2 protein-coding genes are annotated in these 21,423 nt (G+C 76.3%); both read right to left on the bottom strand.

Translation table 11 applies throughout. The annotated features are described in order from the left end of the window. Nucleotides 1-24 precede the first annotated feature (24 nt). Complete coding sequence (locus AC07BS_RS15340) at nt 25-10,014, bottom strand: type I polyketide synthase (RefSeq protein ID WP_478932504.1); 9,990 nt, start codon at nt 10,012-10,014, stop codon at nt 25-27. A 68-nt stretch (nt 10,015-10,082) separates the two neighbouring features. Beyond that, complete coding sequence (locus AC07BS_RS15335; protein ID WP_478932503.1) at nt 10,083-21,383, bottom strand: type I polyketide synthase; 11,301 nt, start codon at nt 21,381-21,383, stop codon at nt 10,083-10,085. Nucleotides 21,384-21,423: the final 40 nt, after the last annotated feature.

Below are 21,423 nucleotides of genomic sequence, written 5' to 3'. Positions count from 1 at the left end.
CCAACACATGGTGGTCGATCGTCATCAGGACGCGGTGTCCAGCTTCGCCACCCACTCGTCGACGGCGGCCGCGGTCGTTTCCGCGTGACGTTCCATCAGCGTGTAGTGATCGCCGGGCACTTCGGTCACCGTACCCGCATGCTCCGGCGCGGCCGGGCGGTCGTCGGCGGCCGCCGTCCCGCCGGCCATCCACTCCCCCGCCCTGACCACGAGCGCGGGCGCGGCGAGCTCGGGCGCGTCCCAGTCCGCGAAGAAGCGGAGATAACCACCCATGGCGGTCAGCTGGGTGCCCGGCGAGGAGACGAAGTCGAAGCGGTCCGACTGCTCCTGGGCCACCGCCGACTGGAAGCGGTCGCCCATGCCCTCCCGGCGGGTGAAGCTGTCCAGCATCACCACACCCTCGACGGGCCGGCCCAGCCGCTCCAGCCGGCAGGCGACGGCGTGGGCGACCCAGCCGCCGGAGGAGTAGCCGACCAGCACCACCGGTTCGTCGCCCACGCTCGCCGCGACGGCGGCGGCGTGCACCTCCAGCAGCGCCGCCACGTCCCGCGGCAGGGCCTCGTCGGGGCCGAAGCCGGGCTCGGGCAGCGCCCAGATGCTGCGGCGCCCGCCGAACGCGGCGGCGAACCGGGCGTACTGGTGCACACCCGACGGCGCCATGTAGGGGCCGAAGCAGACCAGGTGCGGGCCCTCGTCGCCCTGGGCCAGCCGGACGGGCGTCGGCAGGTGGGCCGCCGCGTCGGCGGCGGTGAAGTCCGGGCGCAGCCGCGAGGCGCTCATGACCATGTCGATCGCCTCGGTGAGCCGGCCGGTCTCGGTGGCGCGGCGGTAGAGGGCGACGAGCATGTCCTCCTCCGCCGGGCCGGCCGGCGCCGTCCCGGCCGAGGTCCCCTCGCCGAGCAGCGTCCGCAGATGGGCGCCGACCTCGGCCGGCGTCGGCCGGTCGAAGACCAGCGTGCTCGGCAGCCTCAGGCCGGTGGCCCGGCCCAGGCGCTTGCCCAGCTGGACGGCCGTCAGCGAGTCGAAGCCGAGCTCCAGGAAGACCTGCCGCTCCCCCACCGCGTCCCGGTCCGGGTGGCCGAGGACGGAGGCCGCCTCGCCCCGTACGAACTCCACGATCGCCGCGAGGTGTTCCTCCGGCGGGAGCCCCGCCAGCCGGCGGACCAGGGGCGGTTCGGCGCCCTCCGGCGCCGCCTCCTCCTCGGCGGCGGCCAACTGGGCGACCTCGGGGAGGTCGCCCAGCAGCGGGCTGGGCCGGGCCATGGTGAAGCCGGGCACGAAACGGGCCCAGTCGACGGCGGCGACGACCGCCGTCGTCTCGTCCCGCTCCACCGCGCCCCACAGCGCGAGCACCGCCGCGCCGGGCCCCATGGGGTCCAGGCCGCGCAGCCGCAGCCGTTCCGTGGCCGCGGAGTCGACCATGCCGCCCCCACCCCAGGCGCCCCAGGCGACGGAGGTGGCGGTCAGGCCGCGGGCGCGGCGGTCCTCGGCCAGCGCGTCGACGTAGGCGTTCGCGGCCGCGTAGGCGGACTGGGCGCCGCTGCCCCAGGCGGCGGCCCCCGAGGAGAAGAGGACGAAGGCGTCCAGGGGGCGGTCGCCGAGCAGCTCGTCGAGGTGCGCAGCGCCGGCGGCCTTCGCGCCCATCACATCCGCGAACTCCTCGACGGTGGTCTCGCCGAGCATGGCCGGCGTGCCGATCCCGGCGGCGTGCACCACGGCGGTCAGCGGCGGCAGTTCCTCCAGGGAGGACAGCAGCCCGGCCACCGCTGCCCGGTCGGCCATGTCGCAGGCGGCGACCGTGACCCGGGCCCCGAGCGCCTCCAGCTCGGCGCGCAGCTCGGCCACGCCCTCGGCATCGGGGCCCCGGCGGCCGGTCAGCACCAGGTGCTCGGCGCCCTCGGCCGCCAGCCGGCGGGCGACGTGGCCGCCGATGTGCCCGGTGCCGCCGGTGACCAGCACGGTCCCGCGCGGCCGCCACGGCCGCGGGACGTCGGCCGGTCCGCCGGAGGCCCGTACGAGCCGGCGGGCGTACGCCCCGGCCGGCCGCAGCGCGACCTGGTCCTCGGCGGTGGCGCCGGACAGCACGGCGGCCAGGCGGCGTGCGATCCGCCCGTCGTCACCGGACGGCACCGCGTCCGGCAGGTCGACGAGACCGCCCCAGCGGGCCGGGTGCTCCAGGGCCGCCACCCGGCCCAGCGCCCATACGGCCGCGCCGCGCGGGGCGCCGGGCGCCTCGCCGGCGGTGCCCGTCGCCATCGCGCCCCGGGTGGCGCACCACAGCGGGGCCGTCAGGTCCGCGTCCCCGAGCGCCTGGACGAGCAGCAGCGTGCCGGCCAGGCCGTGCGAGAGGGCCGGGTGACCGGCGCGGGGCCGGTCGTCGAGCGCGAGCAGGGACAGCACACCCGCCGGGCCGTCGCAGGCCTCCCGCAGCCGCGCGGCGAGCGCCGTACGGTCCTCGGAGCCGTCGACGACCAGGCGCACGACCTCGGCGCCGTGCGCGGCCAGGGCGTCCAGGGCGAGCGCGGCCGCCGGGTCGTCCCCGGCGTCGCCCGGCAGCACCACCAGCCAGGTGCCGGTCAGGGCGGGTGCGGCCGTCGCGTCCGGTACGGGCTTCCAGGTGACGCGGTAGCGCCAGGACTCCACCGCCGCCTCGTCGCGGCGCCGCCGGTGCCAGGCGGACAGGGCGGGCAGCGCCGACCGCAGGGTGGCGTCCTCGTCCAGGTCCAGGCCCTCGGCCAGCGCGGACAGGTCCTCGCGCTCGACGGCCTCCCAGAACGCGGCGTCCACCACGGAGGGCGCGGCCGCCGCCTCCCCCTCCGGCGCCTCCAGCCAGTAGCGGCGGCGCTGGAAGGCGTAGGTCGGCACGTCCGCCGGGCGGACGTCCCAGCCGGCGAACACCGCCCGCCAGTCGACGGGCACGCCGTGCGTGTGGGCCTCGCCCAGCGACGTCAGGAACCGGGACACACCGCCGTCGCCGCGCCGCAGCGTCGGCACGACGGCCCCGTCGGCGCCGGCGTCCCCGGCCGCGTCGAGGATGTCCTGCAGGCCGTAGAGCAGTACCGGGTGCGGGCTCATCTCCACGAACAGGTGGTGCCCGTCGTCGATCAGCCGCCGCGCGGTCCGCTCGAACAGCACGGTCTGCCGCAGGTTGCGGTACCAGTAGGCGGCGTCCAGCTCGGTGTCCGCCGGGCCGCCGGTGACCGTGGAGTAGAACGGGACCCCGGGCTCCCCGGCGGCGACGTCGCCCAGCACCTCGGCGAACGCGTCGCGCACCAGCTCCACCTGGGCGCAGTGCGAGGCGAAGGTCACCTGGATCCGCTTGGCCTTCACCCCCTCCGCCTCGCAGGCGGCGAGCAGCTCGTCCAGCGCGTCGAGGTCGCCGGACACCACCACGCCGCGCGCCCCGTTGACGGCCGCCAGGTCCAGCCGGCCCTCCCACCGCGCCAGCCGCCGGACGGCGTCCGCCTCCGGCTCCGGCAGCGAGGCCATGCCGCCCAGACCCGCGAGCCGGGGCAGCAGACCGCTGCGCAGGGCCACGACGCGCGCCGACTCCTCCAGCGACAGCGCGCCGGCCACGTACGCCGCCGCGATCTCGCCCTGCGAGTGGCCGACCACGGCCGCGGGCCGGACACCGCAGGCACGCCACAGCTCGGCCAGCGACACCATCACGGCCCACAGCACCGGCTGGACCACGTCGACCCGGTCCATGCCGGGGGCGCCGTCGGCGCCCCGCAGCACGTCCTCCGGCGACCAGTCCAGGTAGGGGGCCAGCGCCCGGCCGCACGCGGCCATCCAGTCGCGGAACACCGGTGAGGTGTCCAGCAGTTCCACCGCCATGCCGGCCCACTGGGAGCCCTGGCCGGGGAAGACGAACACGGGGTTCCGCGCGCCGCCGGCGGTGGCACGCGCCAGCCGCTCGTGCGACCCGCCCGCCGCGAGGGCACCGAGCGCGGCGGCGGTCTCCCCGGGGTCGGTGGCCACCACGACCGCGCGCTCGTCGAAGACGGTCCGGCCGGTGGCCAGCGCGTGCCCCACGTCCAGCGTGCGGGCGCCGGCGCCCAACGACCCGGCCAGCCGGCCGGCCTGCTCCTCCAGCGCGGCGGGGGTCCGGGCCGAGAGGAGCAGCGGGACGGCCACCGGGTCGAACACCCGTGGCGCGGGCGCGGCGTCGGCCTCGCGCACGGGCGGCTCCGGGGCCTCCTCGATGATGACGTGCGCGTTGGTGCCGCTCATGCCGAAGGACGACACGCCGGCGCGGCGCGGCCGGTCCGCGCGCTCCCAGGCGACGGGCTCGGTCAGCAGCCGGACGTCGCCCGAGGCCCAGTCGACGTGCGGGGTGGGCGTGTCGGCGTGCAGCGTCCTGGGCAGCAGGCCGTGCCGCAGCGCCTCGACCATCTTGATGATGCCGCCGGCGCCGGCGGCCGCCTGGGTGTGCCCGATGTTGGACTTCAGCGAGCCGAGCCACAGCGGGCTGTCCTCCGGCCGCTCCTGCCCGTACGTGGCCAGCACGGCGGACGCCTCGATCGGGTCGCCCAGCGTCGTGCCCGTACCGTGCGCCTCCACCGCGTCGACGTCCGCGGTCGTCAGGCCCGCGTCGGCCAGGGCCTGCCGGATGACGCGGCGCTGGGCACGGCCGTTGGGGGCCGTCAGACCGTTGGAGGCGCCGTCCTGGTTGACGGCGCTGCCGCGCACGACCGCCAGGACGGGATGCCCGTTGCGGTGGGCGTCGGACAGCCGCTCGACGAGCAGCATGCCGACGCCCTCGCCCCAGCCGGTGCCGTCCGCGTCGGCGGAGAACGCCTTGCAGCGGCCGTCGGCGGCCAGGGCCCGCTGGCGGCTGAACTCCACGAAGGCGCCGGAGCTCGACATGACCGTCACACCGCCGGCCAGCGCCATGTCGCACTCGCCCCGCCGCAGCGACTGGACGGCCATGTGCAGGGCCACCAGCGACGACGAGCAGGCGGTGTCGACGGTGACGGCCGGGCCCTCCAGGCCCAGGGTGTAGGCGATGCGGCCGGAGACGACGCTGGCGGCGTTGCCGGTGCCCAGGTAGCCCTCGACGCCTTCGGGGACCTGGAGGTTGCGCCGCACGTAGTCCTGGTAGCCGGAGCCGACGAACACACCGACCGGCGTGGACCGCACACTCGTCGGGTCGATCCCGGCCCGCTCGAACACCTCCCACGAGGTCTCCAGCAGCAGCCGCTGCTGCGGGTCCATGGCGAGCGCCTCGCGCGGCGAGATCCCGAAGAACGCCGCGTCGAAGTCCGGCAGGTCGTGGAGGAATCCGCCCGCCCGCGCGTAGGTGGTGCCGGGGTGGTCCGGATCGGGGTGGTAGAGCGCGTCCAGGTCCCAGCCCCGGTTGACGGGGAACGGGGACATCGCGTCGGTGCCCTCGGCGACGAGCCGCCACAGCTCCTCCGGCGAGCGCACCCCGCCGGGGTAGCGGCAGCCCATGGCCACGATCGCGACGGGCTCGTCGTCGGCGGCGCGTGCGGCGCCGGCACCGGCGCCCGGGCCCGTCTCCGCGCCGAGCAGTTCGACCAGCAGCCAGCCGGCCAGGTCGATCGCGCACGGGTAGTCGAAGACGACGGTGGTGGGCAGCGCGAGCCCCGTCATCCGGGCCAGCCGGTCGCGCAGTTCGACGGCGGTCAGCGAGTCGAAGCCCAGCTCGCGGAAGGCCCGCCCCGGCTCGACCGCCCGCGGCCCGCTGTGGCCCAGCACGGCGGCGGCCTCGGTCCGGACGAGCTCCACCAGCGTACGGTCGCGCTCGGCGGCGTCGGCCGCGGCGAGCCGGCGGCGCAGCGCCCCGGCCTCGCCGGCCTCCTCCTCGCCACCGGGCCCGGCGCCGGCGGACCGGGCGGCGGCCCGCACCTCGGGCAGGTCGGCGAGCAGCGGGCCGGGCCGGCCCATGGTGAACGTGGGCGCGAACCGCTCCCAGGCCACGTCGGCGACCGTCACCGCGGTCTCGTCACGGCCCAGGACCTCGGCGAGCGCGGCGATCGCGGCCGCCGGTGCCAGCGGCTCGAGGCCGCGGCGGCGCAGGTTCCCGGCGACCTCGGCCGAGCCCGCCATGCCGGAACCGGCCCACGGCCCCCAGGCGACGGCCGTCGCCGCCAGCCCCCGGGCGCGCCGGGCGGCGGCGAGCCCGTCGAGGAAGGCGTTGCCGCACGCGTAGGCGGCCTGACCGCCGGCGCCCCAGACGCCGGCGATGGACGAGAACAGCACGAAGGCGTCCAGCGGCCGGTCGCCCAGCAGCGCGTCCAGGTGCGCGGCGCCGTCCGCCTTGGCGGCCACGACGCCGGCGAAGGCGGCCGGGTCGGTGTCGGCCAGCAGGGCGGGGGTGTCCACGCCGGCGGTGTGGAAGACGGCGGTCAGGTCGGGCAGCCCGACGAGCAGGTCGGCGACCGCGTCCCGGTCCGCGACGTCGCACGCGGCGATCGTCACCCGCGCGCCCAGCTCCTCCAGTTCGGCGCGCAGCTCCGCGGCGCCCTCGGCGGCGGGCCCGCGCCGGCTGGTGAGCACGACGTGCTCGGCGCCCCCCGTGGCCAGCCACCGGGCCACGTGCCCGCCCAGGGCGCCCGTGCCGCCGGTGACGAGAACCGTCCCGCGCGGCGTGAACGCGGGCGCCTCGCCGGTGGTGCGGTGGTGGGTCAGGCGGCGGGCGAGAACCCCGGTCGGGCGGACGGCGAGCTGGTCCTCGTCGCCGAGCCCGCCGGTGAGGACGCCCGCCACCCGGGCCAGCGCCCGGGCGTCGAGGACCTCGGGCAGGTCGACGAGCCCGCCCCAGCGCCGGGAGTGCTCCAGGGCGGCGACCCGGCCCAGACCCCACACCCCCGCCTGGACGGGGTCGACCGGCGGATCGGCCTGCCCGGTGGCGACGGCACCCCGGGTCAGGCACCACAGGGGCGCCTCGACCCCGGCGTCGCCGAGGGCCTGGACGAGGGTGAGGACGGGCCGGAAGGAGGGGGCGTCGTCCAGCGCGAGGAAGGAGACGACGCCGGCGACGGGCCCGGCCACCGTCCGCAGGCGCGCGGCGAGGGACTCCCGGTCCTCGCCGGCGTCCACGCTGAGGGTGAGGGTACGGGCGCCCCGGCCGGTCAGCTCCTCCTGCAGGGCGGAACAGGCCCGCGTGGCCCCGTCGCCGGGCGGGGTGAGCAGCAGCCACAGCGCGTCGGAGACCGCCCGGGGGGCGGGGTCGGCGAGCGGCCGCCAGGTGACGGCGTACCCCGTACCGCCGGCATCGGCCTCCGGCGCGGCGGAGGCCAGCCAGTAACGCTCGCGCTGGAAGGCGTACGTGGGGAGCTCGACAGGCTCGGCACCGCGCCCGGCGAAGAAGGCCCGCCAGTCGACGGCGGTGCCGTGGACGTGGAGCGCGGCGAGGGCGGCGATCAGGGCGGTGGTCTCGGGACGGTCGGAGCGGAGGGCGGGAACGGCGGTGCCCTCGCGGACCATGGCGGTCAGGACACCGCCGGGGCCGATCTCCAGGAAGGTCGTCACGTCCTCGGCGGTGAGCGCCTCGATCGCGTCGCCGAAACGGACGGCCCGACGGACGTGGCGTACCCAGTACTCGGGGTCGCACAGCTCCTCGGCGGACGCCAACCGGCCCGTGAGGGCGGAGACGAGGGGAAGCGAAGGAGCGTTGAACGTCACGCGCCGCGCCACCGCGCGGAAGTCGGCCAGCATCGGCTCCATCAGCGGCGAGTGGAAGGCGTGGGAGACCGACAGTTCCTTGGTCTTGCGACCGTCGGCCGCCAGACGCTCGGCGACGGTACGTACGGCGTCGGCGGCACCGGAAAGGACCACGGAGGCCGGGCCGTTGACGGCGGCGATACCGACGAAATCCTCGTGACCGGCCAGCAGCGGAAGGACCTCGTCCTCCGACGCCTGGACGGCCACCATCACACCGCCGGAAGGCAGCGCCTGCATCAGACGACCACGAGCGACCACCAGCGTCGCCGCATCGGCCAGGGACAGCACCCCGGCGACGTGCGCTGCGGCCAGTTCACCGATCGAATGCCCGGCCAGGAACTCCGGCCGCACACCCCACGACTCCACCAGCCGGAACAACGCCACCTCGACCGCGAACAACGCCGGCTGAGTGAAACCCGTCTGGTTCAGAAGCTCGGCGTCGTCACCGAAGACGACATCCCGCAGCGGACGCTCAAGATGCGCGTCCAGCTCCACGCACACCCCGTCGAACGCCTCCGCGAAGACCGGGAACGACGCGTACAGCTCACGCCCCATCCCCGGCCGCTGGCTCCCCTGCCCCGAGAACAGGAACGCCGTCCTGCCGTCCTTCGCGACGGCGCCGTCCACCACGTTCGCCGCGGAGGTGCCCTCGGCCACGGCCCGCAGGCCGGCGGTCAGCTCGTCGATGCCGGTGCCGACGACGACGGCCCGGTGCTCCAGTGCGGCGCGGGTGGTCGCCAGCGAGTGGGCGATGTCGACCGCTCGGTCGGCGTCGAGGCCGATGACGTGGGCGAGGAGCCGTTCCGCCTGCTCGCGCAGGGCGGTGGCGCTCCGGGCCGAGACGACCCAGGGCACGGGGCCCCGGACCGGGACGGCCGTGGTGTCCGTGGAGTCCGTCTCCGGGTCGGTGGTGGGCGCGGGGGCCTGCTCGATGATGGTGTGGGCGTTGGTACCGCTGACGCCGAAGGACGACACGGCGGCCCGGCGCGGGTGTCCGGTCTCGGGCCAGGGCACGGATTCGGTGAGCAGCCGGACCGTGCCGGAGGTCCAGTCGATGTGCGGCGAGGGCTCGTCGGCGTGGAGGGTCCTGGGCAGGACCCCGTGCCGGATCGCCTCGACCATCTTGATGATGCCGCCGACGCCGGCCGCCGCCTGTGTGTGGCCGATGTTGGACTTGAGCGAGCCGAGCCACAACGGCTGTTCCCGCGGGCGCCCCTGGCCGTAGGTGGCGAGGAGGGCCTGGGCCTCGATCGGGTCGCCCAGCGTGGTGCCCGTACCGTGGGCCTCGACGACGTCGACGTCCGCCGGGGAGAGTCCGGCGCCGGCGAGGGCCTGCTGGATGACGCGCTGCTGGGCGGGGCCGTTGGGCGCGGTCAGGCCGTTGGAGGCGCCGTCCTGGTTGACGGCGGAGCCACGGACGACGGCCAGCACCGGGTGACCGTTCTTGCGGGCGTCCGAGAGCCGCTCGACGAGCAGCATGCCCACGCCCTCGCCCCAGCCCGTGCCGTCCGCTTCGGCGCCGAAGGACTTGCATCGGCCGTCGGCCGCCAGTCCGCGCTGGCGGCTGAACTCGGTGAACATGCCGGTGCTCGCCATGACGGCGGCGCCGCCCGCGAGGGCGAGCGAGCATTCGCCGCGGCGCAGGGCCTGCACCGCGAGGTGGAGGGCCACCAGGGACGACGAGCAGGCCGTGTCCACGGTGAGCGCCGGGCCTTCGAGGCCGAAGGTGTAGGAGAGCCGGCCCGAGGCGACGCTGGGCGCGGTGCCGGTGAGGAGGAAGCCCTCCAGTTCGCGCAGGGTGTCCCCGGCGCCCGCGTAGCCCTGGTAGGCGAGGCCGACGAAGACGCCGGTACGCGAGCCCTTGACGGAGGACGGGTCCATGCCGGCCCGTTCGAAGGCCTCCCAGGCGACCTCGAGGAGGAGGCGCTGCTGCGGGTCGGTGGCGAGGGCCTCGCGGGGGGACATCCCGAAGAAGCCGGGGTCGAAGTCGCCGGCGTCGTGGAGGAAGCCGCCGTGGCGCGTGGAGCACTTGCCGGGCTTGCCGGGGTCGGGGTCGTAGAGGCCCTCCAGGTCCCAGCCGCGGTCGGCGGGGAAGCCGGTGACGGCGTCCGCGCCGCTCTCGACCAGCCGCCACAGGGCCTCGGGGCTGTCGACCTGCCCCGGGTAGCGGCAGCTCATGCCCACGATGGCGATGGGCTCCTGGTCCTTGGTCTCCACCTCGTGCAGGCGGCGCCGGGTCTGCTTGAGATCGGCCGTCACTCGCTTGAGGTAGTCGAGCAGCTTCTGCTCGTTCTGCTCGTTCTGCATGTCTGGTTCACCCGCCATGAGGAGTTCGTGGAGTCGTGCGCGTCCGGGCGCGCGTGTCGGTTCGCGGCTGCGCCGCGGCGGGCCGGTCAGGCACCGTCGAGTTCCTGGTCGATGAGGTCGAAGATGTCGTCGATGGTGGCCGTCCGGAGGCGGTCGTCGGCGTCCGTCCGCCCGTCCGCGCCGCCGTCCCCGTGGCCGTCGCCGCCCTCCGCGTCCGCCGCGGTGGCGGCCGCCGCCGGCTCGCTGAGCCGGGCGAGGGCGCTCTGCAGCCGGGTGCGGACGCGGGACCGTACGAGGTCGTCGTCCGCTCCGACGGCGGCGAGGGCCGCGTCCAGCCGGTCGAGTTCGCCGAACACCGACAGGGCGGCCAGCGCCGGGTCCGCCTGCGCGGGGGCCAGGTCCGTACGGATGCGCTCGGCGAGCGCGACGGGCGTGGGGCAGTCGAAGACGAGGGTCGCGGGGAGCCGCAGCCCGGTGGCCGCGTTGAGGCGGTTGCGGAGTTCCACGGAGGTCAGCGAGTCGAAGCCCAGGGCCTTGAACTCCCTGTTCCGCTCGACCTCCTGCGGGCCGCCGATGCCGAGGACGGCCGCCACGTGCGTCCGGACGACGTCCAGCAGCAGGGCGCTCCGCTCGGCGTCCGGCATGCCGTCGAGCCGCCGGCGCAGGGCGTCGGCGCCCCCGCCGCCCGGCGTCGCCGCCGCGGCCTCGGCCGTGCGCCGCGCGGGCGTGCGCACGAGGCCGCGCAGGACGGCCGGTACGGCCGGGGTCGCGCCGCCGGGACCGGAAGCCGCCGGGGTGTCGAAGCGGACCGGTACGGCGACGGCCTGCTCGCCGAGCCGGGCCGCGTCGAACAGCTCCAGGCCCTCCGCCGCGCGGAAGGAGACCAGTCCGGAGCGGGCCATGCGGCTCTGCCCCCGCTCGTCGAGGCCGACGGCCATGCCGCCCTCCGCCCACGGGCCCCAGGCCATGGAGACGGCGGGCAGACCGGCCGTCCGGCGCCGCTGGGCCAGGGCGTCCAGGAAGGCGTTGGCCGCCGCGTAGTTGCCCTGGCCGGCGCTGCCGAGGGTGGCGGCGACGGAGGAGAAGAGGACGAAGGCCGACAGGTCCGCCTCCCGCGTGAGCTCGTCCAGGTGCAGCGCGGCGTCCGCCTTGGGGCGCAGCACGGCCCCCAGCCGCTCGGGGGTGAGGGAGGCGACCAGTCCGTCGTCCAGCACACCGGCCGCGTGGATCACGGCCGTCAGCGGGTGTGCGGCGGGGACGTCGGCGAGCAGCGCGGCGAGCGCGGCGCGGTCGGCCGCGTCACAGGCGGCGACGGTGACGGTCTCGGCCCCCAGGGCGAGGAGTTCGTCGCGCAGCGCGGTCGCGCCCTCGGCCGCCGGACCGCGCCGGCTGGTGAGCAGCAGGTGGCGTACGCCGTGCCCGGCCACCAGGTGGCGCGCCACCGTGCCGCCGAGCGCTCCCGTGGCGCCGGTGACGAGCACCGTGCCCTCCGGGGCGTAGGAGGCGGCCGGGACGGTGAGGACGAGCTTGCCGACATGCCGGGCCTGGCTGAGGTGGCGCAGGGCCTCGGGGGCCTGGCGGACGTCCCAGCAGGTCAGCGGCAGCGGGCGCAGCGCTCCGCTCTCGAAGAGCTCCACCAGGGCGCGCAGCATCGCGCCGATGCGGTCGGGCCCGGCCTCGATCGTGTCGAACGCCTGGTACGAGGTGCCGGGCCGGGTCCGCGCGAGCTCGGCGGGGTCCCGGACGTCGGTCTTGCCCATCTCCAGGAAGCGGCCGCCGTCGGCCAGGAGGCGCAGCGAGGCGTCGACGTACTCGCCGGCCAGCGAGTTGAGTACGACGTCCACGCCGCGGCCGCCGGTCGCCGCGCGGAAGGCCCGCTCGAACTCCAGGGTGCGGGAACTGGCCAGGTGGGCGTCGTCGAGTCCGCCGGCGCGCAGCGTCGCCCATTTGCCGGGGCTCGCCGTGCCGTAGACCTCGGCGCCCAGGTGCCGGGCGAGCTGGGTGGCGGCCATGCCGACGCCGCCGGCGGCCGAGTGCACCAGCAGCGACTGGCCGGGGCGCAGCCGGGCCAGGTCGACCAGCGCGTAGTAGGCGGTGAGGAAGACGATCGGCACGGAGGCGGCCTGGGCGAACGTCCAGCCCCCGGGCATCCGCGCCACCATGCGGTGGTCGGCGACGGCCAGCGGGCCGAAGGACTCGGGGATCATGCCCATGACCCGGTCGCCGGGCGCGAGGCCGGTGACGCCCGGCCCCGTCTCGACGACGACGCCGGCGGCCTCGCTGCCGAGCGTCGCGGCCCCCGGGTACATGCCGAGGGCGATGAGGGCGTCGCGGAAGTTGACGCCGGCGGCACGCACGGCGATCCGCACCTGGCCCTCGCCGAGCGGCGCGGTGGCGGCGGGGTTCTCCGTGAGCGCCAGGTCGTCGAGGGTGCCGGTGCCGCTGGTGGTCAGCCGCCAGCCGGTGGCGCCGGCGGCGGGCCGCAGCGCGTCCCGTACGGTCCGGCGGGCGAGCCGGGGCGCGTGGGCGGCGCCGTGGCGCAGGGCGAGCTGGGGCTCGCCGGCGGCCAGGGCGGCGGGCAGGGCGAGGACGGAGGCCGGGTCGTCGTCGAGGTCGAGGAGGACGAAGCGGTCCGGGTTCTCGGTCTGCGCCGACCGTACGAGGCCCCAGACGGCCGCCTGTGCCGGATCGGCCACCGGCTCCCCCGGCGCCGGTGCGACGGCACCGCGGGTGAGGAGGACCAGCCGCGACCCGGAGAAACGCTCCTCCGCGAGCCACTCGCGAATCAGCCCGAGGACGTACCCGGTGGCCGCGCGGACGTCCTCGGCGGTGTCGCCGCCGGGGATGTCCGCCCGGACGAGCACGGTCTCCGGCGCCCGCGCGGCGAGGGCCGCGAGATCGGCGCCGCCGGCGAGGGTGTCGGTGAGCGCGGGCTCGGCGGCGCCGAGCAGCGCGCACCCGGTCAGCCCGTCCCGTACGGCGGTCGGCTCGGGCAGGGGGACGACCGGCCAGGCGAGGCGGTACAGCGCGTCCTCGTGCTCGGCCCGCCCCGCGGGGCCACCGAGCTGATCGGCCGTCACGGGCCGCAGGACGAGGGAGTCCACGGCGGCGACGGGGCGGCCCGCCGCGTCCGCGACCAGGACGGACACGGCGTCCCCGCCGACCGGACGCAGCCGGACGCGGAGCGAGGTCGCTCCGGTGGCGTACAGGCGCACGCCGGTCCACGAGAACGGAACGCGCCCCTGGCCGGTGTCGGGCAGCAGTCCGCCCAGGCCCACGGCGTGCAGCGCCGCGTCGAGCAGCGCCGGGTGGACACCGAAACCGGCCACGTCCGTGCCCTCGGGCAGCGCGACCTCGGCGAACACCTCGCCGCCGTCGTCACCGCCCTCGTCGCCGGCACGCCACAGGGCGCCCAGCCCCTGGAAGACGGGCCCGTAGCCGAAGCCGAGTTCGGCCAGGCGCTCGTAGTAGCCCTCGGTCGGCACCGGCGAGGCGCCGGCCGGAGGCCACTCGGCCAGGTCCGCCGGCGCGTCGGCCGGGGCCGGGGCGAGCACGCCCACGGCGTGCGCGGTCCAGGGGGCGGCCGGGTCGGTGCCGTCGGGACGGGAGTGCACCTGGACCGGGCGGCGCCCGGAGTCGTCGGCACCGCCGACGGTGACCTGGAGCCGCAGCGCGCCCTCGGCGGGCAGAGCGAGCGGAGCCCGCAGGGTCAGCTCCTCCACGAGGCCGCAGCCCGCCTCGTCGGCCGCGCGCAGCGCGAGGTCGACGAGAGCGGTGCCCGGCAGCAGGACCGTACCCATCACCGCGTGCTCCGCCAGCCACGGCTGAGCGGACAGCGACAACCGCCCGGTCAGGACGGCACCTTCACCGTCGGCCAGCTCGACCGCCGCACCCAGCAGCGGATGCGCGGCGGACCGGAGCCCGGCGCTCGACAGATCGCCGGCCACGGGCCGGGAGTCGAGCCAGTAGCGGCGGCGCTGGAACGCGTAGGTGGGCAGATCGACGACGCGGCCGCGACCGAGCCCGGCGAGGAGGGCCGGCCAGTCGACGGCGGTGCCGTGGACGTGGAGTGAGGCGAGGGCGGTGGCCAGGGCGGTGGCCTCGGGACGGCCGGAGCGGAGGGCGGGAATCGCCGTGCCGCCCTCGACCATGGCGGTGAGGACACCGCCGGGGCCGATCTCCAGGAAGGTCGTCACGCCCTCGGCGACGAGGGTCTCGACGGCGTCGCCGAAGCGGACGGCCTGACGGACGTGGCGGACCCAGTACTCGGGGTCGCACAGCTCCTCGGCGGAGGCGGGACGGCCGGTGAGGGTGGACACGACGGGAAGCGAGGGAGCGTTGAACTCCACGCGCTCGGCCACCGCGCGGAAGTCGGCCAGCATGGGCTCCATCAGAGGCGAGTGGAACGCGTGCGAGACGGTCAGTTCCTTGGTCTTGCGGCCATCAGCGGCCAGACGCTCGGCGATGGCGTGTACGGCGTCGGCGGCACCGGAAAGGACCACGGAGGCCGGGCCGTTGACAGCGGCGATACCGACGGAGTCCTCGTGACCGGCCAGCAGCGGCAGGACCTCGTCCTCCGACGCCTGGACGGCCACCATCACACCGCCGGAAGGCAGCGCCTGCATCAGACGGCCACGAGCGGCCACCAGCGCAGCCGCGTCGGCCAGCGACAGCACACCCGCCACATGAGCCGCGGCGATCTCACCGATCGAATGCCCGGCCAGGAACTCCGGCCGCACACCCCACGACTCCACCAGCCGGAACAACGCCACCTCGACCGCGAACAACGCGGGCTGCGTAAATCCGGTCTCGTTCAGCAGCCCGGCATCATCACCGAAGACCACATCCCGCAGTGGACGCTCCAGCTCACCGTCCAGATGCGCGCACACCGCGTCGAACGCGTCCGCGAAGACCGGGAACGACGCGTACAACTCACGCCCCATCCCCGGCCGCTGACTCCCCTGCCCCGAGAAGAGGAACGCCGGCTTGGCGTCCGGTGCGGCGACGCCGCGGGCCGTCGCGCCCGTGGGCTCGTCGGCCGCCAGGGCGCGCAGGCCGTCGAGGGCCGTGTCCCGGTCGGTGACGATCAGCGCCGCGCGGTGTTCCAGCGTGGCGCGCGTGCCGGCGAGCGACAGGGCGACGTCCGCGAGTCCGAGTTCCGGTCGTTCCGTCACGTGCGCGAGCAGCCGCTCGGCCTGTGCGCGCAGGGCCTCGGCACTGTGCGCGGACAGCAGCCACGGGAGGGCTTCCGACGCCACCGGGGCATCCGCCGTCTCCGAGACCTCGGGCGCCACGGGAGCCTGCTCGATGATCACATGGGCGTTGGTGCCGCTCACGCCGAACGAGGACACGCCCGCGCGGCGCGGACGGCCTTCCTCCGCCGGCCACGCGACGGACTCGGTGAGCAGTTCCACGGCCCCGGCCGACCAGTCGACGTGTGACGTCGGCTCGTCGACGTGCAGCGTCTTCGGCAGCACGCCGTGCTGTATCGCCTCGACCATCTTGATGATGCCGCCGACGCCGGCCGCCGCCTGCGTGTGGCCGATGTTCGACTTCAGCGAACCCAGCCACAGCGGCCGGCCCCCCGCCCGCTCCTGCCCGTACGTGGCCAGCAGCGCCTGGGCCTCGATCGGGTCGCCCAGCGTCGTCCCCGTACCGTGCGCCTCGACGACGTCCACGTCCGCCGCCGACAGGCCCGCCGAGGCGAGCGCGGCACGGATCACCCGTTGCTGCGCGGGGCCGTTGGGCGCGGTCAGGCCGTTGGACGCGCCGTCCTGGTTGACCGCCGAGCCCCGCATCACCGCCAGCACCCGGTGACCGTTCTTCCGCGCGTCCGACAGGCGTTCCACGAGCAGCATGCCCGCGCCCTCGCCCCAGCCCGTGCCGTCGGCCGCCGCCGCGAACGGCTTGCAGCGGCCGTCCGGGGCGAGTCCGCGCTGGCGGCTGAACTCGATGAAGGCGTTGGGGCTGGACATGACGGTCACACCGCCGGCGAGCGCCATAGCGCACTCGCCCCGGCGCAGGGCCTGCGCCGCGAGGTGGAGGGCGACCAGCGACGACGAGCACGCCGTGTCCACGGTCAGGGTGGGGCCCTCCAGGCCGAAGGAGTAGGCGATGCGGCCGGAGACGACGCTGCCGGAGCTTCCGGTGCCGATGTAGCCCTCCAGGTCCTGCGGCACGCTCAGCAGGCGTGCCGCGTAGTCCTGGTAGCCGGAGCCGATGAACACGCCCGTGCGACTGCCGCGCATCGACGCCGGGTCCAGGCCCGCCCGCTCGAACGCCTCCCAGGCGATCTCCAGAAGCAGCCGCTGCTGCGGGTCCATGGCGAGCGCCTCGCGCGGCGAGATACCGAAGAACGCCGGGTCGAAGTCGCCCACGTCGTAGAGGAATCCGCCGTCCTTGGCGTAGGTGGTGCCGGGGCGGTCGGGGTCGGGGTGGTAGAGGGAGTCGATGTCCCAGCCGCGGTCGGTGGGGAAGCCGTCGACGGCGTCCCGTCCCTCGGCCACGAGCCGCCACAGGTCCTCGGGGGCGCGTACGTCGCCGGGGTAGCGGCAGCTCATCGCCACGATCGCGATGGGCTCGTCGTCGGGGGCCGCGGTGCCGGCCGCGATCGCGGGGACCGCGGCGGAGGTCCCGGCCGCCCGCGCCGCGTCGCCGCTCAGCTCGGTGGTGAGGTGCGCGGCGAGCACGGCGGGCGACGGGTGGTCGAAGACGAGCGTGGCGGGCAGCCGGACGCCGGTGGCCCCGGTCAGGCGGTTGCGCAGCTCGACGGCGGTGAGCGAGTCGAAGCCCAGCTCGCGGAAGGCCCGGTCGGGGGCGACGGCCTCGGTGCCGGTGTGGCCGAGCACGGCCGCGGCCTCGGCGCGTACGAGGTCCAGCAGCGTGCGGCGCCGCTCGTGCTCGCCCATCGCCGCCACTCGGCGGGCCAGTTCGGGCACCGCGTCACCGGCGCCGCCGCCGGTCGTGTCCGCGTCCCGGGCGGCGGCCAGGGCGGCGCGCACCTCGGGCAGGTCGCCCAGCAGGGGGCTGGGGCGCAGCAGGGTGAACGAGGGGGCGAAGCGGTCCCAGGCGACGTCGGCCACGGTCACGGTGGTCTCGTCGCGGTCGAGGACGCCGCGCAGGGCGGCGACGGCGGCGGCGGGGGCGAGCGCGGGCAGGCCGCGCCGGCGCAGCCGGTCCTCGGCGTCGCCGTCCTCGACCATGCCGCCGTCGGCCCAGGGGCCCCAGGCGACGGCGGTGCCGGCCAGGCCGCGGGCCCGGCGGTGCTCGGCGAGGGCGTCGAGGGCTGCGTTGGCGACGGCGTAGGCGGCCTGGCCGCCGGCGCCCCAGACGCCGGAGATCGAGGAGAACATGACGAAGGCGTCGAGCGGCCGGTCGCCGAGGAGGTCGTCCAGGTGCGCGGCACCGGCCGCCTTCGCCGCGAGGACCTCCGCGAACGCCTCGGGCGTGGTGTCGGCGAGCATGCCGGGGGTGCCGACGCCGGCGGCGTGGAAGACGGCGGTGAGCGGCCGTTCGCCGGGGATGTCCGCCAGCAGGCGTGCCACGGCGTCGCGGTCGGCCATGTCGCAGGCCTCGACGGTGACGGGCACGCCGAGCTCCGCGAGCTCGGCCCGGAGCTCGTCCGTTCCCTCGGCGGCGGGGCCGCGGCGGCTGGTCAGGAGCAGGTGCGGTCGCTCGGGGCCGGTCGCGGACGCGGCCAGCCAGCGGGCCACGTGCCCGCCCAGCGCGCCCGTGCCGCCGGTGATCAGGACGGTGCCGTGCGGCTGCCACGCGGCCTTCGCGGTGACGGCCCCCTGCGGGGCGCGTGCGAGGCGCCGAACGAAGACGCCGGAGCCGCGTACGGCGAGCTGGTCCTCGCCGCCGCCAGCGAGGACGGCCGCGAGGCGACGGCCGGCGCGGGCGTCGAGGTCGCCGGGGAGGTCGACGAGACCGCCCCAGCGGGCGGGGTGTTCGAGGGCGGCGGTACGGCCCAGGGCCCACGTCTGCGCCTGGAGGGGGCCGCGGAGGGGGTCGGAGGAGCCGATGGAGACGGCGCCGCGGGTGACGGACCACAGCGGGGCGTCGACGCCGGCGTCGCCGAGGGCCTGGATCAGGGCGACGCCGGCGGCGAGGCCCTCGGTCAGCACGGGGTGGGCGGGGTGCGGGCGCTCGTCCAGGGCGAGGAGGGACAGCACGCCCGCCACGCCGGTGGGCAGCCGGCCGGCGAGGGCCGCGCGGTCGTCGCCGGCCTCGACGACGACCGGGAGGACGTCGGCCCCGTGGTCGCGCAGCGCCTGGACGGCGGCGGTCGCCCACGGGTCGTAGGCGTGGGAGGCGGGGACCACCGTGATCCAGGTGCCCCGCAGGGCGGGTGCGGCGAGGTCGGTGGCGGGCTTCCAGACGACGCGGTAGCGCCGGCCGTCGGCCGCGGACCGCTCGCGGTTCCGGCGCCGCCAGGAGGAGAGGGCGGGCAGCACCGTACTCAGCGGGGCGTCGTCCTCGACCTCGATGCGGTCGGCGAACGCGGCCAGGTCCGCGCTCTCGACGGCTTCCCAGAACCCGGCCTCGGCCGGGTCGGCGTGGGAACCGGCGGACGCGGCGGAGGCCGTGCGGTCGGCGGAGAAGGCCGTGGACTCCAGCCAGTGGCGGCGGCGCTGGAACGCGTACGTGGGCAGGTCGACGCGCCGTGCGGCACCGGGCCCGGCGACGAGCCGGCTCCAGTCGACGGTCACGCCGTGGACGTGCAGCCGGGCGAGGGCGGTGACGAGGGCCTCGGTCTCCGTACGGCCGTCGGCGGCGCGCAGGACCGGGACGGCGAGGACGGTGGCGGTCCCGTCGTCGAGGACGTCCTCGGCCATGGCGGTCAGGGCCCCGCCGGGGCCGATCTCGCAGAAGGCGGTGGCGCCTTCGGCGGCCAGCGACGCGACGGCGTCCGCGAAGCGGACGGCCTGGCGGACGTGGCGGACCCAGTACTCGGGGTCGCGCAGCTCGTCGGCGGTGACCGGCTTGCCGGTCAGGGCGGAGACGACCGGGATCTCCGGCGCCGCGACTTCCACGCGCCCGGCCACCGCGCGGAAGTCGGCCAGCATGGGCTCCATCAGCGGCGAGTGGAAGGCGTGCGAGACGGCGAGTTCCTTGGTCCTCCGGCCATCGGCCGCCAGGCGCTCGGCGATGGCGCGTACGGCGCCCGCGGCACCGGAAAGAACCACCGACGTCGGGCCGTTGACGGCCGCGATACCGGCCTCGTCCTCGTGCCCGGCGAGCAGCGGAAGGACCTCGTCCTCCGATGCCTGGACGGCCACCATCACACCACCCGCGGGCAGCGCCTGCATCAGACGGCCACGAGCCGCTACGAGCGCCGCCGCGTCGGCCAGGGACAGCACCCCGGCGACGTGCGCGGCGGTCAGCTCACCGATGGAGTGACCGGCGAGGAGGTCCGGCCGTACGCCCCACGACTCGACGAGACGGAACAACGCCACCTCGACCGCGAACAACGCCGGCTGCGTAAAGCCCGTCTGGTTCAGCAGTTCGGCGTCGTCACCGAAGACGACGTCCCGCAGCGGGCGTTCCAGCTCACCGTCCAGGTGCGCGCACACCGCGTCGAACGCGTCCGCGAAGACGGGGAACGAGGCGTACAGCTCACGCCCCATCCCCAGCCGCTGGCTCCCCTGTCCGGAGAAGAGGAACGCGGTCTTGTGCTTGCGCGCGGCCGTGCCCCGTACGGCGTTGCCGGCCGTCTCGCCGCGCGCCAGGGCGGCGAGACCGGTCAGCAGCTCGTCGCGGCCGGCTCCCACGACGGCGGCGCGGTACGGGAGCGCGGCGCGGGTGGTGAGGAGGGCGTGGCCGATGTCGCCGGGGGTGAGCTCCGGGTGCTCCTGGGCGTGGGTCAGCAGGCGGCGTGCCTGCTCGCCCAGCGCGGCCTCGTCCCTGGCGGAGACGAACCACGGCAGCGGGAGCCCGTCCCGGCCCCGCTCCTCCCGGCCCCGCTCCGCCGGCGCCTCCCCCACGGATCCGGCCGGCTCCGGGGCCTGTTCGAGGATGACGTGGGCGTTGGTGCCGCTCACGCCGAACGAGGACACGCCCGCGCGGCGCGGACGACCGTCCTCCGCCGGCCAGGCGACGGACTCGGTGAGCAGTTCCACGGCCCCGGCCGACCAGTCGACGTGCGGCGTCGGCTCGTCCAGGTGCAGGGTGCCGGGGAGCGTGCCGTGGCGCATCGCCATCACCATCTTGATGACGCCGGCGACGCCGGCGGCCGCCTGGGTGTGGCCGATGTTGGACTTGAGGGCACCCAGCAGCAGCGGTCGCCCCTCCGGGCGCCCCTGGCCGTACGTGGCCAGCAGTGCCTGCGCCTCGATCGGGTCGCCGAGGGCGGTGCCGGTGCCGTGGGCCTCGACCGCGTCCACGTCGGTCGCTTCGAGGGCGGCGTCGGCGAGGGCCTGGCGGATGACGCGCTGCTGGGCGGGGCCGCTGGGGGCGGTCAGGCCGTTGGACGCGCCGTCCTGGTTGACGGCGGAGCCCCGCAGGACGGCCAGGACCTGGTGGCCGTTCCGCCGGGCGTCGGACAGCCGCTCGACGAGCAGCATGCCGACGCCCTCGGACCAGCCCGTGCCGTCCGCCGCCGCCGCGAACGGCTTGCAGCGGCCGTCGGCGGCCAGCCCGCGCTGGCGGCTGAACTCCATGAAGGCGCCCGGCGTGGACATCACCGTGACACCGCTCACCAGGGCGAGCGAGCACTCCCCCTTGCGCAGCGACTGGGCGGCCAGGTGGAGGGCCACGAGGGACGACGAGCACGCCGTGTCCACCGTCACGGCCGGGCCCTCCAGCCCGAACGTGTACGACAGCCGGCCGGAGACGACGGCGGCGGCGTTGCCGGTGCCGAGGTAGCCGTCGAAGTCCTCCGGGGAGGTGGACAGTCGGGCGTAGTCCTGGCCGTTCGTGCCGGCGAAGACGCCGGTGCGGCTGCCGCGGACGGAGGCCGGGTCGATACCGGCCCGCTCGAAGGCCTCCCAGGCGGTCTCCAGCAGCAGGCGCTGCTGGGGGTCCATCATCAGGGCCTCGCGCGGCGAGATCCCGAAGAAGGCGGCGTCGAAGTCGCCGACGCCGTCGAGGAAGCCGCCCTCGCGGACGTAGCAGGTGCCCGCGTTGTCGGGGTCGGGGTCGTAGAGGGCCTCCAGGTCCCAGCCGCGGTCGACGGGGAAGCCGGAGACGGCGTCCCCGCCCCGCTCCAGGAGCCGCCACAGCTCCTCGGGCGAGGTGACGCCGCCCGGGAAGCGGCAGCTCATCGCGACGATCGCGACGGGCTCCCGGGAGTCCGCCACCAGCTTCTGGTTCTGCCGGCGCAGTCGCTCGGTCTCCTGGAGGGAGGCCCGCAGTGCCTGAACGATTTTCTCGTTCGACGTGGTCATCATGTGCTCCGTACTCAGGCCGTTTCGGAAATCGTTCAGA

The organism is Streptomyces sp. NPDC044063, assembly GCF_056434285.1.
This window is presented reverse-complemented; position numbering and strand designations above follow the sequence as displayed.

Excerpts from the sequence above, each read along its gene's own strand:
- AC07BS_RS15340 (WP_478932504.1), bottom strand. The coding sequence starts at position 10,014 with ATGGCGGGTGAACCAGACATGCAGAACGAGCAGAACGAGCAGAAGCTG.
- AC07BS_RS15335 (WP_478932503.1), bottom strand. The coding sequence starts at position 21,383 with ATGACCACGTCGAACGAGAAAATCGTTCAGGCACTGCGGGCCTCCCTC.